The sequence below is a fragment of the Actinomadura sp. SCN-SB genome (assembly GCF_043906805.1).
Classification (GTDB): Bacteria; Actinomycetota; Actinomycetes; order Streptosporangiales; family Streptosporangiaceae; genus Spirillospora.
This window is the reverse complement of sequence record NZ_JBIMPP010000009.1, coordinates 142966-162548: the sequence shown is the minus strand read 5'-3', so window position 1 is coordinate 162548 and position 19583 is coordinate 142966. Positions and strand designations below refer to the sequence as shown.

Annotated in this window: 14 protein-coding genes; 9 read left to right on the top strand and 5 right to left on the bottom strand. The window is 72.2% G+C overall.

The window, feature by feature from the left end:
• Positions 1 to 94: 94 nt before the first annotated feature.
• Both ACGWYJ_RS08615 and ACGWYJ_RS08610 read left to right on the top strand, forming a co-directional pair.
• Positions 95 to 1093 (top strand): hypothetical protein, encoded by a 999-nt coding sequence (locus tag ACGWYJ_RS08615; RefSeq protein ID WP_395105150.1) that lies wholly within the window; start codon positions 95 to 97, stop codon positions 1091 to 1093.
• Between the two features lie 106 nt (positions 1094 to 1199).
• Positions 1200 to 1655, top strand: a complete 456-nt coding sequence (locus ACGWYJ_RS08610) for a hypothetical protein (protein WP_395105149.1) — start codon at positions 1200 to 1202, stop codon at positions 1653 to 1655.
• Positions 1656 to 1673: 18 nt separating this feature from the next.
• Here the strand turns inward: ACGWYJ_RS08610 and ACGWYJ_RS08605 are convergent, their stop codons facing one another.
• Together ACGWYJ_RS08605 and ACGWYJ_RS08600 are read right to left on the bottom strand one after the other, a co-directional pair.
• Complete coding sequence (locus tag ACGWYJ_RS08605) at positions 1674 to 2834, bottom strand: hypothetical protein (RefSeq protein WP_395105148.1); 1161 nt, start codon at positions 2832 to 2834, stop codon at positions 1674 to 1676.
• 41 nt (positions 2835 to 2875) lie between these two features.
• Positions 2876 to 4429, bottom strand: a complete 1554-nt coding sequence (locus ACGWYJ_RS08600; RefSeq protein ID WP_395105147.1) for a CpaE family protein — start codon at positions 4427 to 4429, stop codon at positions 2876 to 2878.
• Between the two features lie 139 nt (positions 4430 to 4568).
• Here ACGWYJ_RS08600 and ACGWYJ_RS08595 point away from each other — a divergent pair, with 139 nt between their 5' ends.
• Positions 4569 to 7079 carry an ATP-binding protein gene (locus tag ACGWYJ_RS08595; protein WP_395105146.1) on the top strand — a complete coding sequence of 837 codons (2511 nt, stop codon included), beginning with the start codon at positions 4569 to 4571 and terminating at the stop codon, positions 7077 to 7079.
• Positions 7080 to 7177: 98 nt separating this feature from the next.
• Positions 7178 to 10234: a hypothetical protein gene (locus tag ACGWYJ_RS08590; protein WP_395105145.1), complete on the top strand. Its 3057-nt coding sequence runs from the start codon at positions 7178 to 7180 to the stop codon at positions 10232 to 10234.
• 31 nt (positions 10235 to 10265) lie between these two features.
• On the opposite strand, the gene ACGWYJ_RS08585 is transcribed toward ACGWYJ_RS08590, so the two are convergent.
• Positions 10266 to 13568: a hypothetical protein gene (locus ACGWYJ_RS08585; RefSeq protein WP_395105144.1), complete on the bottom strand. Its 3303-nt coding sequence runs from the start codon at positions 13566 to 13568 to the stop codon at positions 10266 to 10268.
• Positions 13569 to 13661: 93 nt separating this feature from the next.
• Positions 13662 to 14333, bottom strand: coding sequence for a hypothetical protein (locus ACGWYJ_RS08580; RefSeq protein ID WP_395105143.1), 672 nt, complete (start codon positions 14331 to 14333; stop codon positions 13662 to 13664).
• Positions 14334 to 14411: 78 nt separating this feature from the next.
• On the opposite strand from ACGWYJ_RS08580, the gene ACGWYJ_RS08575 reads away from it, so the two are divergent.
• The 5 genes from ACGWYJ_RS08575 (at position 14412) to ACGWYJ_RS08555 (ending at position 19189) form a co-directional block, all read left to right on the top strand.
• Positions 14412 to 14990, top strand: a complete 579-nt coding sequence (locus ACGWYJ_RS08575; protein ID WP_395105142.1) for a hypothetical protein — start codon at positions 14412 to 14414, stop codon at positions 14988 to 14990.
• Positions 14991 to 15065: 75 nt separating this feature from the next.
• Entirely contained in the window at positions 15066 to 16331 is a 1266-nt protein-coding gene (locus ACGWYJ_RS08570) for a hypothetical protein (protein WP_395105141.1), read from the top strand.
• 21 nt (positions 16332 to 16352) lie between these two features.
• Positions 16353 to 16706, top strand: a complete 354-nt coding sequence (locus ACGWYJ_RS08565; protein ID WP_395105140.1) for a hypothetical protein — start codon at positions 16353 to 16355, stop codon at positions 16704 to 16706.
• A gap of 24 nt (positions 16707 to 16730) precedes the next feature.
• Entirely contained in the window at positions 16731 to 18620 is a 1890-nt protein-coding gene (locus ACGWYJ_RS08560) for a TraM recognition domain-containing protein (RefSeq protein ID WP_395105139.1), read from the top strand.
• A complete protein-coding gene (locus ACGWYJ_RS08555; RefSeq protein ID WP_395105138.1) occupies positions 18617 to 19189 on the top strand; it encodes a hypothetical protein in 573 nt (190 codons plus the stop codon). Before ACGWYJ_RS08560 ends, ACGWYJ_RS08555 begins: the two co-directional genes overlap by 4 nt.
• Here the strand turns inward: ACGWYJ_RS08555 and ACGWYJ_RS08550 are convergent.
• On the bottom strand, positions 19134 to 19580 hold the full coding sequence (locus tag ACGWYJ_RS08550) for a hypothetical protein (RefSeq protein WP_395105137.1): 447 nt from the start codon (positions 19578 to 19580) through the stop codon (positions 19134 to 19136). The genes ACGWYJ_RS08555 and ACGWYJ_RS08550 overlap by 56 nt on opposite strands.
• Positions 19581 to 19583 lie beyond the last annotated feature (3 nt).

Below are 19583 nucleotides of genomic sequence, written 5' to 3'. Positions count from 1 at the left end.
TCGGCAAGCGCCGAATCGAGCGGGTGCGGATCGCCTCGCGGTCAGGACGGTAAGCATGCAATCCACGCTGACGGACCTACGGAGGCAAGGACACATGAACAAGCTGACCGACTACGTGCTCGCCGTCCGTACCGCAGGGTCGCCGCCGGGGCCGGAGGGCATCAAGACCGTGGACCTCGTCCCCGGCGAGGGCGACATCACCTCCTCGACACTCGACGGGCTGCGGACCAGCGGACTGACCCCCGAGGACTTCCGGTCACGGGTGATCTTCCTTGCGCCCGAAGGCCCCGGCTGTCTGGTGCCGTACACCGCGCTGTGCGGGTTCGCCGGGCGGCGTGTCGACGCGTACGCCGGCGGCGCCGTCCTGGAGTTCTCCCGGCTCGACCAGGAGGACCTCCCCGATGCCGGCAGACCTCCGGGGCATCTGATGTGGGCGCAGGTCGGCGGCCCCGCGGCCGAGGGCATCCCGACCGTGCACCTCGACCCGGACGGAAGGGCCACCCCGGAGGCGGTGAGCGTGATCCGCTACGCGGCGCGGCTTCGGATGGTACCGCCGGAGTCGGCCCATGGCGCGCTGGTCATGCTCATGATCGTGGCCGCGATTCGCCGCCGGACCGAGGACCGGTTCCCGTACCTGTCCACCGGGGCCGAGCCCGCTCCGGTGACCAAGGCCGACCCGAACCAGGGCATCGACCTGGAAAAGATCCGGCGGGGCGCGGCGCGGCACCGGCAACTGCTGCGGGCCGGCCGCCGCGGCGCCGAGGTGGTGCCGCCCGTCCCGGTCTCCGACCGCAACGAGCGCCTCACACGGGCCAACAAGGTGGACATCCGTGTCGTGCTGAGGCGGCTGGGCTCGGCGCCCGAAGCCGGCGACGCCGGCCACTGGCACTGCCCGCGCTCGAGCCGGCATCGCCACGGCGACAGGAATCCGTCGATGACGGTGTACAAGGACAACCGCGCCAGATGCCAGCGCTGCGACGCCGAGAAGATGGGCCCGCTCCGGCTGATCGTGGATGTGCTGGGACTGACGCCGGACGAGGCGGCCACCTTCATCCTGGAGTCCGACCGTACGATCAAGGCGTACGCCGGCTGAGCGGTAGGGTTCGGACGAGGTTGCCGCCGGGGTGGAGAAAGCGCCATTGCATGAATCGCGACCAGCACGGGACCGGCCGGACGAGCCGGCCAGGACGCTGGGTTTCATGGTGCTCACCGTCGACGGCCAGGACGTCGGTGTCCTGCATCGCAGCGTGCTGGACCTGGTCGCGGAGATCGCCGGTCGGCTGGGCGGCGGCCACGCCACCGCGCTCGGTTCCCGGCCGGCCGCGTTCGACGCCGACCAGATGCCGCGGCTGCGGCGTGAGCTGGAGCAGGTCGCCGCGTTCGCGGACGCCACCCGGCGCCACGGGTGGTCGCTGGGGGAACTGGCCGCCGCCCCGGCGGAGCGGCCGGTCCCGGTGCTGGAGACCGAGCAGGGCACGGTGTGGGTGAATCCGGTCCGCGGGTTCGAACTGCACGGCACAGCCGGTGTGCGGCCGCTCACCGAACTGGCCGGGATGCCGGGTACCGTACGCCGGACGCCCGTGACCCGCCTCATGGGTCCGCTGCTGGCGGCGGCGGCGCGCGCGCGTCGACTGGAGATCCGAGAGCGGGACTGACCGGCGCCGCGGCGCCGGTCAGCGAGCGGTGACCTTGCCGGGCGCCGCGAACCGCCCGGAGACGGCGTACCGCACCCCGGTGGTGAACGGCGACCGCGGGTTGGCGATCAAGGCGCCGAGTTGCCCGGCCGCCGCCATCTCCTCCGCCTCCCCACCCACGCGGACCCCGACGACGTAGTCGGCGCACAGCGGGCTCACCGCCGCGACGCACCCCCGGGGGAGCAACCCGAACGGGCCCAGGAAGATCCGGCTGCCCGGCGGGATGAGCGAAGCGAAGGCCCGCAGGACGACCCGAGCCGCCGGCCCTTCCAGCGTCACGGCGTTCAGGTCCCGCAGCGTCCGCTCGACCTCGGAGATCTGCTGGCGGGTGACGACGCCGGCCGCGACGAGCGCGGCCGCGTCCGTGGGCCCGAGATTGCGGCGGCTCACGATGATGGAGCCGCCGGACTCGGTCAACACGGCGCCCGCGTCGTCCGAGGAGACGATGACCGCCTCGACGGCCCGTCTCGCGGCGTCGGTGGCCGGGAAACCGGGAACCTCCCGAACGCCGGACGAAGTGCAGACCATCACCTCGGTGCCGCGGATGTGAATCTCCTCCACATCCGGGTCGCGCCACAGTTCCCCCAGGAGATGCCATCCGTTCAGCAGGTCGTGAACCTTGGCGGCCAGGCCGCCGTCTCCCTGAGCCGGCCCGGCCAGCGCTTTCAGCCCGGCCGCCCGCTCCGGACCGTCGACGACGTCGGCCGGCCGCGCCGTGAAGTGCCCGCGCAGCGAGTCGCACAGCCGCTCGGCGGCCTCCCAGGACGGAGCGGACGCGGCCGTGGGAGGGGCCGGCCACTGCGCCGGCCGGACGGACGCCGGCTCCGACGACGCATCGTTCGCCGCGGGTGCGCCTTTCGCCGCGGGCGCGCCGTTCGCCGCGGGCACGGCCGCCCCGGCCTCCGTGGATCCCTTGATCTTCCCCGCCTTTCTCTCTTCCCTGACCTCGTCGGCCTCCCTGGGCGCCTTGGGTGGTTTAGGCGCCTTGGCCCGGGGGGCGCGCCCCTTTCCGGCCGCCCGTTCGCCCTGCGGCGCCTGATCCGGTTCGGGGGCCGCCCCGTCCCCGTCCCCGTCCGCGCCGGTGACGCCGATGGACGCCCAGAAGTCCATGCCCTGATCGGAGTCCTGGTCACTCGCCATGATGGTCGGTCCTTCCCTGAGAGATTCGTCGGCGGCGCTGATCACACTCGGTTCAGTCCGAGCACCTTCTTCCACCGATGCGCGCGGCCGTTCCCCGGCGGGTCGAGAGTCGCCGTGCCGAACGCGGTCTCACCGGTCACGGCCTGAAGGATCTCGCGGAACGTTTCGTCCAGCCCGGAGCCGACGTGCATGCCGACCAGCCGGTGTTCGTTCACCGCCTGCATCCACTCCTCGTCGTCGGGGATCACCCCGACGAGCCGCCAGCCGGACAACAGGTCCATCACGTCCTCCGGGCCGCAGTCCACGTCGCCGCGGGCCCGGTTGAGCACCAGCGACAGCTTTCGCGGATCCACGCGCCCGTCCCGGGAGTGCTGCGGCAACGTGATCGCCCGCAGCCAGGCTTGGGCGGCCTCCAACGTCACCCGGTTGGGCTCGACCGGGACGAGTATCGCGTCGGCCTCGGGCAGGACCAGCTCGGTGAAGGTCGTGTGGTACAGCTCCGCCACCGGCGTATCGACGAACACGAAGTCGAACGCGTCCCGCAGCGCCGCGATGATCCGCTGGTACAGCTTCGCGTTGATCACGGCCGGGTCGGCGGCCACGATGTCAGGCGGCCCGAGCAGCGCGTAGAGGTCTATCTCGGCGATGCGCGCCATGTGGCCGCGCAGGGCCTGCGGGTTCAGGGCTCCGGGGTGCTGGAACACATCGAGAATCGTCGGGGAGTCCAGGGAGAGGTAGCGCCCGACGTCGGCTTGCTGGAAGTTGGTGTCCACCAGGGCCACCGTGCCCGCCCTGTCCACCGCCTGCAGCAGGCGGGCCGCGTACACGGCCAGATTCACCGCCATGCTGGTCTTGCCGACCCCGCCCTTGGCCGCGGTGACGGCGATGACCTTGCCGCGGCGGCCGGCGGATTCCGGCGTCTCGGCGGCCACCGGCCGTCGCGCCGGCCACGCGAGCGAGGCAGCGGGCCTGGACGGCTCGGCGGTCGCGGCGCCCGCGACACGAAGGTCGGGCATGGACGGCTTGGCGGCCGCAGCGCCCGCGACACGCAGGTCGGGCATGGACGGCTTGGCGGCCGCAGCGCCCGCGACACGAAGGTCGGGCATGGACGGCTTGGCGGCCGCAGCGCCCGCGACACGCAGGTCGGGCATGGACGGCTTGGCGGCCGCGGCGCCCGCACCGCGGGGGGTGGCCGCCGTGTGCACTGCGTGGGGCTCGGCCGCGGTCATCCCGTCCGGTTTGCGGGTGGCGCCGAGCATCGTCAGCAGTTCCGACAGCCGCACCCGGCCGCCGGTGACGCACACCCCGGAGCCGAACTCGTCCCCCCGTTTCTTGAAATGGTCGTGGACCAGCACGGTGAAGCCGTTGCCCGCCAGCCCGTTCGCCAGGACGCTCACGCCGGCGCCCGGAAGGTCCTCGATGAACCCAGGCGCGAACATGAACGCGGCCGGGCGGCCGACCCGGCCGCTTCTGGACAGGGTGCGAAGTTCGGCCGCCGAGGCGACGTCGAACACGGCGGGGAACCTCCCGGTCTCCCGCAACTTTCCCGCGACGCTCGGATCCCCCGCCACGACGAGGTTCGGCGTAGTTGCCATCTCTGGTCCCCAGGTTGTCCGCCAACCGGTGCAGGCGGTTGGTCCTCTGCTGCGATCGTGCGGACAAGGGCGGCTGCGGCCACCACCGATTCCCGGACGATCCCCCCCGAGACCTTACGCAAACCGGGAGATGACATACATGGCGCACCTCAGGGCGACGCTCCGGCGGCTGGCAGGAGTCGGCCGAGCAGGCCGGTCGGAGGCCGATACCGCCACCATGTGGACGACGCCGTACGCATGGCGCACCGCCGACGGCATCTACGTCGGCCACAACGGCGAGGTGTGGATGTACCGCGCCCTGCCGCTGTCGCCGATGAAATGGGAGGACCCGGAGCAGCAGCTGACGCTCGCCCTGCCGCTCGCACGGCTGCTGAGCGAGCTCGGGGGAACATCCCGGCAGCCCATCGGCGGCCTGGCCACGCTGTCCAGCAACCGGAACATCCACGTCATCTCGATCACCTGGGACGACCAGGTCGTCCCACCGCCGGAGAACGCCGCGGCCCTGCGGTCCTACCAGGCCGGGGCCTTCGGGTTCCTGGCCCCCCGGCGGGCCCTGCTCGTCGGGGTGCTGCTCCGGTCGTCACTGATGGACAAGGCGTCCAGGACGGATCGGAACGCGAGCGGCGCGGCGAAGTTCAAGGCGCTCACGGAACTGGTCAAGGAGTCCATCGCCGAGGACGTGCCGAACCTGGAGCTCTACCGCAAGGACATCGAGCTCCTCCAGGTCATCTTCGAGCGGGCGAACGCGCGGCCGCCCACCCGCCAGGAACTGGACCACCTGGAGTCCTGGTACAACCTCGGGCGCGGCCCGGACGCGGTCCTCGAGGAGCTGCCCACCCGGCTTCGCGTGCACGGTCTCGGAGAGCTGGAGATGTCCGCCGTGATGCGCTTCGACCAGCCGATCCTGGAATCCCCGCACTCGCAGTGGGCGATGGAGGCGGTCAGCCTGCCCGGTGACGCGCCGCACGTCATCTCCATCCGCGCCGAGCTGGAGCCGGCGAACCTGACGCGGGCCCGAGCCCGCAGGGCGCAGCGCCGGATCATGGCGAACATGCAGGAGGAGCGGAAGACGCAGGACCTGGAAAAGGTCGAGCTGTCCAAGACCTTCCGGCAGGCCAAGGAGGTCGAGGACTACCTCGCGGGCTCCAACCAGCCGATGCTCGCCAACTGCAGCATCGTCATGGCACGCGAGGTCAGTGGCGCCGCCCAGACCTACATCGACTACCTCAGCCAGGTCTACGGCATCCAGATGAAGCCGCTGGAGCACCGGCAGATCCAGGCCCTGGAGGAGACCCTGCCGTGCTCCTCGGTACGGGTGAACCCGTTCCTCCAGGACGTCAACGTGCCGATGATCTCGCACGCCGGCCTCCAGTCGTTCTCCCACCTGGGCGACGGCACCGGGGTCTTCGGCGGCCTGATCGACCCGGACGGCACCCCGTTCTTCGTCGACCCCCTCGGCGCCCCGCGCCGCAACCTGCCGCCGGTCTTCGGGATCTTCGGGGACCCCGGCAGCGGAAAGACGTTCTTCGCCCAGTCGGTCGCCCTCCAGTCGGCGCTGAACGGCCTGCCGGTGATCTTCGTCAATCCCAAGGGCGGGGACTCGCTCTACGGGATGGTCGACTACGCCCGCAAGCTCGGGCTGCCCAGCGGCCGGGTCTCCATGGCCGCCCTGGAGGAGTCCCCGGGCGCCTTCGACCCGTTCCGGTACGCGCCGCCGACGATCGCCGCGGAGATCGCCAACGTGCACATCCTGGCTGCGCTGGACGACCACCGGGACGGACTGACACTGCCCGAGCGGCTGGCTCTGGGGTCGGGTCTCAAACGCGGCGCGCTCAACGGCGCGCGCTGCGTGTGGGACGCCCTGCGGTACGTGCCCGGCGAGGAGGCCGAGCGGCTGCGCGGCCTGGTCGAGCAGCAGATGGAGGCGTCCAGCATGTTCGCCCTCGGCATCGCCCTCAAGCCGCTGCCGCGCCTCGACATGACGCAGCTCCTGACGCTCGTCGACTTCGACCGCGATCTGGGCCTCCCGGAGGGCAAGTCCCCCAGCGAGTACTCGGTGTCGGAACGGATCGGACTCGCCGCCGTGCGCCTGGTCATCCGGGCGTCGCTGGAGATCCTCATCTCCAACCGGTCCGGGGTCCTGGTCGTGGACGAGGCGTGGACGTTCCTGTCGCAGGCGGAGGGCCTGGCCTCGCTGCAGCGCATCTCCCGGGAGGGCCGTTCGCTGAACATCCTGCCGGTCTTCCTCACCCAGCGGATCGCGGACGTCGTGACCAAGGACCTGGAGTCCTACCTCAGCCGCGTGCTGGTGCTGAAGCTGAACGAGCGGAAGGAGGCGGAGGCGGCGCTGAGCCTGTGCGGGCTCCAGCCGACTCCCGAGCGCATCGCCGATCTCCGCGAGTTCGGGCCGCTGCCCCCCGAGAACGGCGAGCCCGGCCGCTGGGCGCGCGGCATCTTCCGCGATCTGGCGGGGCGGCACGCCCAGGTCGTCCTCGGGCCGACGCCCCCGGAGGCCGCCGCGGCCTACAGCACGCACCCCGAGGACCGCCGGAAGCGCGAGGAGCGGCGGGCGGCCGCCGCGCGGGCCGAGCACGGCGCCGCCGCCCCCTCCGAGGCGAACGTCGAGGGAGACGCGTGGCTCAGCACCTGAGCCGACGTCGGAGTGGGCTGGGTCCGGCAGAGCGCTCCCGCCCGGTGCGGGCATCCGGCGATGCGGCGACGCGGCCCCGGCGAGGTCTCCAGATCCTCGTGTGGGCGCTGGTCCTCACGGTGTTCTCCGGCCTGGCCCTGCTCTCGGGACAGTACTCCGGTTCCGATGACGCCGACACGGCGCCGATGATCATCGCGATGGCCGCGTCCACCACGGCTGGCGCGCCGCAGGCCGGTTCACCGGCCGCCGCCACGCTCGGTTCCCCGGCCCACGCGCCCGCCGCACCACCCAATGCCGCACCACCCGACGCCGAGCCACCCGACACCGAGCCACCCGACACCGAGCCACCCGACGCCGAGCCGAGCTCCCGGCCGAGCAACTGCCAGACGTACAGCGAGGTACGGGACTACCTGCCGCTGAACCGGTGGACCTCTTTCGAGCTCTTCGTCGTCGACAACGCCAGATTCATCCAGACCCGGGCGTTCATGTCGATGCTCGCCAGCTTCCTGTTCATGGCGGCGGCGCTGGCATGGCGCATCATCGGCATGGCCATGGGGTTCAGCTACAGCTTCGACATGGTGTGCCTGGCCGCCCCTTCGATCAACTCGGCCGCCCGGACCTTCGCCCTCTACGCGTCCTGGTTCCTGATCCCGGCATGGCTGTTCGTGCTGGCCGCCGCGGCGCGGCGCTGGAACAGCGGCAAGCGGAAGGGCGGGCCCGCGGCGGCCATGCGGATGCTGACCGCGTTCCTGGCGGCCACCGGACTGATCTTCTTCATCGCGGACCAGTCCGACGAACCCAGCGATCCGACCGGCGCCTACACCGTTCCCTGGATGGCCAAGACGGTGCAGGACTGGTTCGGCCGGGCGTCGGAGTCCCTGCTGGACCTGTCCGACCTCGCCGACCTCAGCCGCCGGCGGGAGGAGAGCAACGTCTTCTACGACCATGATGAGGCGGTGGCCGGGAAGGCCACGTGTGCCGCACTGGAAAAGGCGCTCTACGACAAGTACCGGGCCGACAACGAATCCGCGGGGTTCGACGAGGGCGTCGCGGCCATGGACCAGGTGAGCAGGATGTGGGAGACCACGCTCGTCCGGTCCTGGATGCTCGCGCAGTTCGGGGACGGCAACGCGAAGAACCCGTCGCCCGCCCACGCGGCATGCCGGCTGCTCGAAGCGCGCGCCGATGTCGACGTCACGCAGAAACTCGCGGCCTACGACCTGTCGATCGGACAGGCCCCGGGTACCACCACGCCGGAGATGCGGCGCGGGGTCGCCATCACCGCCCGGACCGGCGAACAGACCCTGATCGTGGCGTGGGGCGCCTGCCGGAGCGACGACGGACTGGGCGGCGGGCAGCCCCTGCCGCAGTGGGACGCCGCCGGCATGAGTGGAACGTCCGAGGCTTGCGAGTTCCTCTACAGCAGTGACGGGCTCGGGATGAACTTCGGGGAGTTCGTCGACTTTCTGCTGGACAACGCGCTCCCCGGACGAACGAGAGGCGAAAGTCTGGGGGCCTTCTACTTCAACGGCGACGACGAGCTGAACGGCAAGCTCGGGGAGTGCGCGATCACCTCGGAGGCATGCCGCGCCAACTGGGCGTTCGTCGCGTCCTGGCTCGGCGGCAACGAGGCCGAGCGGATCAGCCAGGGGCTCATGTCGCTGATCATCGCCGCCATCTTCCTGCTGGTGCTGGGTCCCCTGGCGATCGGCCTCACGCTGGTCAGCGTGGCACTGGCGGGGCTGGCCATGATCCTTCCCATCTCCTTGATCATGTTCGCCGCCCGGCTCGAACAGGGCAAGCGGCTGCTGAAGTTCACCGGTGCCGCCGCCGCCGGAAAGTTCGTCCTCACCCTCGCACTGACCGCCATGTTGATGCTCATCGTGGTGACGACCGGGGCCATCCGGGCCGCGATCGGCACCGACACCCCGAGCTTCTTCGAACAGATCGCCGAGGCCGCGGCCCCCCTCGCCGCGCTCTGGCTGTTCAAGAAGGTCACCAAGGCCATGGGGCTCGGGAACATCACGAGCATCAACGGCGCGGTGGGCTTCGCGGGCGCCGCGGCGCTGAAGGCGGCCGGTGACGGGCCGGCCTCCCGTAACGTGGCCGACCGGGCGAGCACGGCGCCGGCGGAGGGACTCGCCGCGTTCAAGCGGGGCTTCGGCACGCTGAACGAGCGGTTCCTGAAACACCGGGGGACCGCCGACGGGACCACCGACGATCAGGCGGACACCTCCAAGGACAAACCGGACTCGGCGGACACCGCCAAGGACAAGCCGGGCCCAACGGACACCGCCAAGGACGGGACACAGGGGACCACGACGCAGCCGGCCTCGTCCCAGGCACCGGATGACGGACCGATCTCGGCGGAGCAGCGCGCAGCCGCCTACCTGAAGGTGCTCGAAAGGATGGACGGACCGTCCCCGCGGGGCGGCACGAACGCCCCCGGCCCGGACGAGGGCGGCACGCCGCCCGGTCCGGCATGGGTGGGGCACGCCGCCCTCAGCGAGATCCGGGACATGAAGAACGCTCCCGCCCGGCTTCCCGACGGACGGCCGACGACCGCCGGGGTGATCGGGGAGGAACTCGACCACGCGTTCGGCGCAATGGAGGACGTCGCCGAGCGGATGCGCCGCCTCTTCGAGCAATGGGACCGGCTGCCGCCGGAGGAGGCGCGGACCCGCCGCGATCGGCTCATCGCCGAGCACGGCGCCGGTGTCAAGCGGATCGACGGCCTGACCACGAGCCTGCGGGACTCCCTGCTGGCCTCGATGTCGGCGCGCAGCCTGGTCGACCTGCGCACCGACGAGCTCGGCCGTCCCGGCGGCGCGCGGAACACGGGGGAACGCCTCAGGGATCTGCACGTCCAACGGACACAAATGAACGAGCTGTTCGACCGTGGGATCGGGGCTCTGTCCGTCCTACCGGGCGACGCCGGCGCAGCCGAGAAGCTCGGTGCCAGTGTGGAGGAGTTCAGGTCGGCGGTGGCCACGCTGATCAGGAACGAGTTCTTCGCCAACCAGAATTCGGTCCGCCTGCACGACGAGGCGCAGCGGATCGCGGACGAGGCTCAGCGGACGCGCGAGTCCGATCCCAGGCAGTCGGCGACGCCGAACTCGCGCGCCATGCTGAAACGGATGTACCGGCGGGAATGACCGCGAGGCGAATCCGCGCCGGAGGCCCCGTTCAGACCTTGGAAGGGTCGACCCAGCCCACCCAGGTGGCCGACGAGTAGGCCCGAGTGACGTGGGCGACGTCGCCGGGCCTGTTGGTGTGCACCTTGTAGCCGCCGGCGAGCTGCATCGCCACATGCCCGGGGTGCGGCTCCACCAGGTCACCGGGTTTGGCTTGCCCGAGGGAGATCTGCCGCATCCAGCTCAGCCGGCGCAGGGTGTGCGTGGTCGGCGCGTTGCCCGTGTAGAGACCGGGGATCGCGTCCCGGTAGGCACGGGACACGAAGCTGGAGCAGTCGGCGTAGCCGGGGTCGTTCCTATGGGGCTGGCTGTACTTCATGCCGAGATGCGACAGGGCCCATTTGATGGCCTTGGCGGCCTCCGGGGTGCGGGCCTTGGCCACCGCGTCGGCGCACAGCTTCGCGATGCCGATCTTCTCGGCACCCTGCCGGAGCGTGCCGCGCGGCGCCTTGGTGGGGCAGCCATCCGGCCCGGCCTCCTTCTGCTTGGGTGCCGGTGGCCCGGATTTCTCCGGGTCGTCGTCGGCTCCGGACCCCTCCGGGTCATCGTCGGCTCCGGAACCCTCGGGGTCATCGCTGGGCCCGGAACCCTCGGGGTCATCGTTGAGCAGGGTGCCGATCCGTTCGCCGGCGCTGTCGAACGGTTCGATCACCCCGCCGAAGAACCAGGCGAAGTCCACGGCCCGCCGCGCGGCCGGCAGGTTCACGCCCTCGCCGGTGCCGGCCCGTGACCAGGCCTCGGTGGCGTCGGGAGCGATCGGGGCGCCGACGTCCTCCAGCGGACGTACCGCCAGCCTGGGGATGACCAGGGTGTCCTTGCCGGGAACCGGCTTGGTGGGACGGATCGCGTCCTCTTTGCCCTGGTAGTAGTTACCCAGCCCGACGAGGTTCGGGCCTCCCGCAGGGTCGGCGCCGGCCAGCTCGGTGGCGTGTTCGGCCAGCGCGGCGTTGAAGCCCCGCGCCCAGGAGCCGACCGCGCAGGCCGGGTCGGACTCCGGGGCGGTGATGCCGTGCGCACCGCGCAGGGCGGTCAGCTTCGGATCCCAGACCCGCCGCAGTTCGGACGCGGTGGGCACCTCCCGCAGCGCCGCGAACTCCGCGGCGTGCGGCGCGATGGCCCGCAGATACGCGGTCAGCACCGCGGTGCAGGCCTCGGTCCCGGTGTAGTTCCGGCTGGGGCCGACCTTCGAGAACAGCCCGAGGTCGTCGCCCATGGCGATGCTCAGGCGCTGCCACCCGCCCGCCATCGGCTGGAACGGCCCGAGCCCGGCCGCCCGGCTCCGCGGCGGCACCGCCTCATCACCGAGCACCAGCCGGGCCGCCCCGGCGATGTTCGCGTCGACGTCGCAGCGGTCGGTCACCCGGGCGGCGGCGGCCTCCTGCTTGGTCATGGGGAAGACGCCCTGCCGCCCGTCCGCGTCGTCGTCGCACCGGCGGGTCTCCCAGCCCCCCGCCGCGTAGCTGACCGCCAGCGCCTCGTCGACGAGGAGCTTGATGGCGGCGGACCGGTCGGGCTCGACCTCGAACTCGACGGAGCCGTCCGCGTACCTGCCTCCGGTCACCAGATGCAGCTCCGCCGACCGGGCGCCCGCGCAGCTCCAGATGGAGATCACCTTGAAGCTGATCGACCACGGCTTGTCCGGATCATCCGGCCGTGGCACGGAACACTCCGCATCGTCGGCGGCGCCGCCGGGCTCGGTGAACAGCCCGGAGGCCCCGATGACCTTGGCCCAGTACTCGCGGGCCCGCTCCTGCCTGCCCTCTGACTCGGCGGGCATCTTGTAGGGGTTGGACGGGTCGTCCGCCATCTTCCGCGCCGCCGCCGAAAGCTTGCGTCCCACGTAGACGGAGGCTTCGCACGGGTTCTGTGGGTCAAGGCCCGCGCGGCGCATCTCGGCCGCGGCCGCGGGGCCGAGCAGGTAGGGCCCGGAGCCCTCCGTGCCCTTGCCGCCGATGGGCGGGGATGGGGCGTCCACCACGCAGCCGCCCGCGTCCGCCCGAGACGGCGTGCCGCTGGGCGAGCCGGTGGCAGCGGCACGGCGCACGGTGGGCGTCATGGTCGCCGCCGTCGGCGCAACGGCCGGTGACGTGGACGTGGACGTCGGCGTGGACGTCGGCGTCGGCGTCGGCGTCGGCGTCCGCGTGGATGTCGGCGTGGACGTCGGCGTCGATGTGGATGTGGATGTCGGGGTAGGCGTCGGAGCGGATGGTGCCGTGCTCTCGGGCGCCGGACGGCCCCCCGTCCCACCGCCGGTCAGGATCTCCTTCACCGAGCGCCCGGGGTCGCGGTCGATGGCGTCGTACGGGCTGTACCGGGCGAAGGTGGTCTGCGCCGCGGCCAGCCCGGCCAGGATCGTCCAGGGCACCGCGGCGTGCACCGGCGCTCCGGCCTCGGCACGTTCCGCGGCGTGCTTCAGCATCTGCTGCCAGCCGGGCGGGAAGTACTCGGCGACGGCCTCGTCGGACTCGGCGGGCGGTTGGGACGGCGTGGCGTCGAAGGACGCCTGCGTTCCCAGCACCAGCGTGGCGATCAGCATGACGCACAGCAGCGGCAGCAGTAGCGGCAGGGTGACGGCCAGCACCATGGCATACCGGCCGCTACCCGAGGCCGTGCCGGAGTCGCCGGGCTCGTCGTCCGCGCTCCCACCGGGGCCACCCTTGCCGCCACCCGACTTGAAGAAGCCGTCCTTCACGGATTTGGGCAGCAGCCGGCCCCCCGGCGAGCGGTCCAGCATAGCCCGGCCCGCCTTGGTGTCGAGCAGGCGTTTGGCCGCGTCGTAGACGGGCGGCGGGACACCGGCCGATGCCGCTCCCTGGCGGGCGCCTTCGTCCAGGGCCTGCCCGGCCAGATGCCCAGCCTTGTCCTTGAGCGTGTCACCCTCCGGTGGGACGAACCCGGGTCTGCCGGCCGACCCAGCAGCGTCCGCCGGACCACCGGTGCCCGCCGGACCGGCGGCGCCCGGCAGGCCCGCCGACGCGCCGGGAGCATCGCCGGCGGTCCCGGTGGCTCCCCTGCCGGCGACGGGACCGGCCGAGGGGCCGGCCGAGGGAGCGGCCGAGGGGCCGGCCGAGGGACCGCCGATCCCTTCCCGTGCCGGGGCGCCGAGCGGGTTGGCGGGGACGTCCGGACGGCCGCTTTCGGTGCCCGGAGGTGGGCCGGGCGCCGCCTCGGCCGGTGGGGTCCTGTCCGCCGTACCGGGGTCCTGGTCGGCGATGAGCGCCGAGGCGCGCCGGCGGGTCAGCCGTGACGCCGCCGCGCGCGGATCGGACTCGGCGGCGCCGTCCGCTTCGTTCATCCGCCACCTCGCGAAGGTTCGCAGGTCGAAACCGGCCAGTCGGACTCGGACCAGGGATGTCGTTGCGCCGTTGCGGGACGCCCGGCGAGGGCCTCAGGGCCGCCCGGTCTCCTGCGGCGTTCGCGAGGCCACAAAGCCGGACCGGTCGCGTTCGACGTCGATCGCGACGCGATAGGGCGGCTCCGCCGGGCCGTGTGTGATCGTCGCGCTGAACCTGTGCAGGCCGGGGCCGGTCACCGCGGGGTCCTCGACGGTGACGGTCCCGACGACGGAGCCCTCCGGCGACTTGACCACCCCGCCGGCGTCGCCGCGCACCGGTACCCCGGTCCAGTCACCGGTCGCCGCGGCGCGGGCGGCGGCCAGCGCCAGATTCCAGGCGCCCGCGGGGATGGTCGCCATACCGCCCCCGGTCCGGGGCACTCGCACCGGTGCGGTCGCCCCGAAGTCCCCGTGCGAGGGAACCCGTGGGGCCTGCGAAGGGCCGGGAGGAGCGTCCGCCCCCGCTGCCTCGGGGGACGCCGCTTCCCGCGTCGGAGCCACCCGGTGAGGGTTCACGGGCTGGATCGTGTAGCGAACGGCCCCGGCACCGGCGGTGGCGCCACCCGATCCACCACGGGCGGCCAGCCCGCTCACCACGAGAGCGACCACGACGCCGGCGAGGCCCGCCCAGATGGCCAGCGTCCACCACTCGGGCAGTTCCACCGCCTCCCACGGGCGCCGGCGGCGTTTGAAACCGGCTCGCACGTGGTCCGTCATCTTCGGCATGTATCGGACCGTCTGTGGTGACGCCGAAAAGGCAACTCCGGCTGTGGCGAGGGCCCGGTGAGCGCGGACGATCCCGGCATGAGCACCGAAGACGAAGTGCGCGGCCCGACGATGCTGGCCGCGACCAACATGCTCAAGCCGCCGCCACCCGTGATCGGCGGCATCACCAAGGAAGTCACGCTGCCGCGAACCGTCAGGCTGACCACCCTCGCCGTTGTCGCGGGCGGCGCGATGCTGGGATTCCTCGGGACCGTCTTCATCTTCGGGCCGGGACTCCGGGCGTTGATCTACGGCCCGATGCTGGGCGGCGCGGCCGGGTGGGCGGCGGCCAACTTCTCGCCGCTGCCCGGCGAGTCGCTGACCCGATGGCTGGGTCTGCGGCTCAGCACCGCCAGGACGCACGGTCCGGTGGTCGAGGGGCGCCCGGTCCGCCTGTACGTGGGGATCGCGCCCCTGCGCAGGACCGCCGCGGGGACGGTCCGGATGCTGCCCGGTGGGGTCCCTGTCGACGCCGTCGACTGGGACTCACGGGGATACCCGCTGCGCTCGGTACCGCGCGCCGGACGGCGGCGTGGCCGCTACCGGCTGGGACGACGGCCGAAGGCATCCGGCTCCGGCCGCGGGAGGCGCCGCGGCACCCGGGGACGGCGTGGCTGAGCGCCCTCCCTTGCCGATGGGCGTGACGACCGGACGGTCCCGCCGACGAGCGGAGTACAAACCAGGAGCCGGAGCATGCCGGAACCATCACCCACCCGTTTCACCATGGTCCCCGCCAGGCGGTCGAACGAGCCGACGGCCCGCAGGCGCGCCAGGCGGATCCTCTATGTGCTGTACCTGGCGGCCGCCCTCAGCGTGGCCGCGACGGCCATATCCGTGGCGAACGGACGTTCCGGCCGCGAGGCGCCTCCGGCGGAGCCCGAGGGCCGGAGCCTGGCGCACGCGGCGGCGATGAGCTACCTGTCGGGGGGTCCGCTGAACGTCCCGCACGCCGCCTCGTTCGACCCCGAGCAGGCCGCGCCTCCGGCGACCGGCCGCGCCGAGGGCGAGGGTGGTCCTCCGCTCCCCTACCGGTCACTGAGCTGGGTGGGCTTCACTCCTCAGCACTTCGGATCGAAAGAGCTCGGCTTCACCGACTTCGAGATCCATCATTTCCTGGTCATGCTGCCGGCGCCGGGGGAGCCGGACCGGGATGGGAACGAGGCCGGCACCGAGCCGGCCCCCACCGCTTCCCCCCGGGAGCGGCCGGGCACCAGGGCCTCGCGGGGGGCCACTCCGAGCGCCTCGCCCAGCAGATCGGCTGACGGCTCGCCCACCACCTCCCCCAGCGCCACGCCCAGCGCCACGCCCAGCGGCTCCCCCAGCGGCTCCCCCAGCGGCTCCCCGAGCGCCACGCCCAGCGGCTCCCCGAGCGCCTCACCGACTCCGGGCGCGGGCCCGCAGGTCCTGCGACTCGACGTTCCCGTGCTGCTCAGCGCTCAGGGCCCGCGGCTGGCCGCCGCACCCGCCTTCTCGGCCCGCGGCGACCAGCCGGGCCAGGCGGTCGGCCAGGGCGATTACACCGGCTATCGCGACCTGGTCACCCCGGTTGGCGACCGGGTGAAGGAGCAGGTCGGGCGGTGGGCGCACGCCTATGTGACCGGCGACTCGGCGGCGCTGCTGGCGCTCACCGGTGATCAGAACGCCGACCATCGCTACGTGGGGCTGTCCGGTTTCACCCTGCCCGACTCGGCCCGGTCCGTTCAGGTGCTGTCGGCGATCCGGGCGTCCGGTGGACGGCTCATCGTCCGGGTGCGCGTCCTGCTGGCCAGGGCGCCGCAGGCCGGAACGGCGCCCGAAGAGCCGCCGGAGGGCGCCACGGCCGGAAGGTTCACCGTGCACGCCGATTTCGACCTGCTCGTCGGGGCTCCTGAGGGAGTGCGGCCGCCCGTCCTTGCCTGGGGACCGGCCGGTTCCGCGGCCGGGCTGGAGCCGTTCTCCAACGCTTACACCACCCGATAACCCGAACACGGAGAAGCCGAGATGAGAATCACCATGTTGTTGGTAGCGGTACCTCCTGACGGCGCCGAAGGCGGTGCCAACAATTTCCTGGAATCCACGCTTGGCAAAGGCATCGCGGCCGGGTGCGGCGCGGTCGCCGTCATCGTCGGCCTCATCTGCATTCTTACGCTGGTCAGGCACGTTTCCGCCGGGAGGGCCGGGGAGGGATTCAAGAAGCTGCTGTTCGGCCTGACCGTCTGCGGCTTGCTGTTCAACCTGGACTTCACCGTGGAGGGCTCGAAATTCATGGGCGCCGTGGCCGGCGCGGTCTTCGAGAGCGTCACCTCGGCCACCGGCCTCGGCGGAGACGACAACGACGAAGACGGCACCGACTGAGACGGCACCGACTGAGGACCGCAGATGGTTGACTTCGGCGAGCCGATCCGCGGACGCGAGGAACCGGGCGTCGGCTATGTCGGCGCGGCCCTGATCACGGTGGCGCTGGCTCTGGCGCTGCTGCTGACGCTGCTGGCCGCCTGCGCGATCGTGCTCTTCCTGCTGCTGCGCCGCGTCCTCCGCCGCCGGGACTGGGTCATCCTGCTGGTGGCCGGGCTGGTCGGGTTCTGCTGGCGGCTGCACGAGAACACGCTGGCTTACGGCCACTGGCTGATGAGCTTCGCCGGCGTCGGCGTCGGGCACCCCGCCCGGGTGCCGGTCACCGCGGTGCTCTGCGTGGCGGTCGCGCTGGCGGGATGCGCCGGCCTGGTCCCCCGCTCCGCCCAAGCCCCCACGCTCGGTGCGGTGATGCGGTGCAAGAAGACGGTTCAGGACGTGCTGGACGGCACGTGGCTACGCCGCCTGGAGATGACCGAGGACCCGATCACCCCTCGCAGGGGCCGGCGCGAAAGGCTTCGGCGGCAGGTGTCCCGCCGGATCACCCTGGCGGACATTCCCGCCGTGCGCGGCCCGTACGCGACGGAGAAGGCGCGCGCCACCGCCCTGGCGGACAAGTCCATCCCGCTCGGGCTTGGCGGCAGGAAGCGGCCCGTGTGGCTGAGCACCGGCGAGTTGGGCATGCACGGCTGCGTGGTCGGCTCCACCGGGAGCGGCAAGACCGTCACCCTGATGTGGCTCATCGGCGCGGCGGCCGACCTCGGATACGACATCACCGTCATCGACATGAAGGAGGACACCGAGCCCGGGGGGCTGCGGGATTTCCTGCGCGGCTACTCCCTGATGCACCAGGTGCCGCTCCAGGAGATCGCGCTGGGGGACCGTCAGTCGTCCTACTGGTTCAACGTCCTCGCCGACATGTCGGCCGATGAGGCGTTCGACACGATCCTCTCGCTGGTGGAGTTCGACGACGCCTACTGGAAGGCGTTGAACCGCAAGATCCTCCAGCAGGTCGTGCAACTGTGCTACGAAGCCGCCGGGGTCGCCCCGGACCGGTTCCCCCCGCCCACCTTGCTGGAGCTGGGCAAGATCATGGAGGCCGGCCCCAAGATGCGGAACGCCGTCCGGGACCGGGTTCAGGTGATCGACACGGTCCGGCGCGCCGGTCACTGCCGGAGCCGGTACGCCAATGTGCTGGAGCCGAGCGCCGACGAGGCCAAGTCGGCGGCCGGCTTCGGCACCAAGCTGACCGGGCTCTACGACTCCGGCGCGGGCCGCGCCCTGCTGATCCCCGGGGACGGACGGCGGATGCTCGACGTCCGCGGCCACGGGCTGACCTACATCGGGCTCAACTCGCTGGGTCAGCCCGACATGGCCCGCATCCTGTCCTCCTCGGCGCTGCAGCGCCTGTCGGTCTACGCCGCGCAGCGCATCCAGGGCCGCCGGCCCAAGGATCGGCCCCGGCTGATCGTCATCGACGAGGCCAACTTCATCAACCGGGACATCGCCATGAACATGCTGGCGCGGGTCCGGTCCGCACAGTTCAGCATGGTCCTGTGCACCCAGGGGCCCACCGACTGGATCGACAAGGACGGCGACGACTGGTCCCGCCTCACGCAGAACATCAACTGGCTGTTCGCCATGGCGCAGTCATCACCGGAGTCGGCGGACAAGTGCGCCGAGTTCCTCGGGATGCGCGACACCAGCAAGCTCACCGAACGGGTCGACGGGTCCCCCGGTGCCGCCGAGATCCGTGCCCAGGACGACGAGAACTTCCTGGTGACCTCGAAGGAGCTGCGGGACCTGACCATCGGCGAGGGCTATCTGCGGGTCAACAAGCCCCGGAGCAGGGTCGCGTTCGCGACCGTGCCGCTGCGTGACCAGGAGCTGCGGTTCTACGAACGGTCACCGCTGTGAGCGGCCCGCCCGAGCCTCGCGGCGGGCTGCGGACGGCATCGGCCGAGGTCGCGATCGTCGCCGCGCTGGGCCTCGGCCTGGCGGCGGGCTCCGTGGCCCTCATGATCCTCCAGTACGGGGCACGGGTGCGCTTCGGGACCGCCGACCTGATCGGCGGACTCGCCGCCGGAGTCTGCGCCGCCGCGATCATCCGGGTGGTCGTGCGGCTGCATCGCCGCTGGAAGCGGTCGATCGGCCGGATCACCGCCGCGGCGGCGTTGTGCGGGCTCGCCGCCGTCATCGGGGCGCTGGCGGTGTTGATCCCGCCGCACTGCCCTGGCGACATCGTCGTCACCGGCCGATGCGGGGTCCGCGAGTCGGCCGCCTGGGGCCAGGTGGCGGGCCTGGCCATGGTGCTGAACTTCCTGGTGGCCGGTCTGGCGCTGGCACTGGCGCGCGGCGTCCGCGGTGTGCTGCGGGACGGCTCCGCGCAACTACTGGCCTGGGCCGCGAGACTCCTTACTCACCGTCGGCTCAACGCATCGAAGAGATCACCAGCAGCACGGCCAGGAGGGTCACGACCGCGGTGACGGCCATCGGGCCCAGATCGGGGCGGGAGGTCCGGGTGGGAAGCCCGGGCGCCGACACCGCCGGCTGAGACGGCGCGGGAGGCGCGGGAGGCGCGGACGGCGCGGGAGGCGCGGACGGCGCGGACGCTGCGGACGGTGCGGGGGCGGGAGAGCCGCCGTGGGCGGCCAAGCTGGAAGGCGGGGCTTTGGGCGGGGTGACCGACATGCCGTTCCACGTCGTCCCGGCCAAGTCCCAGCCCTCGTTGCGCCGTTCGGGTGCCGGGAGCCCCGGACGGGGGTCGGGCTGGCTCGCGTCACCCTCGTCGAGGTCGTCGACGATGATCCACGAGTGCGACTCCGCGGAACCCGCCGCGGACCCGGCGCCGGATGCCGGCCTGTGCGCGTCGTCCATCGG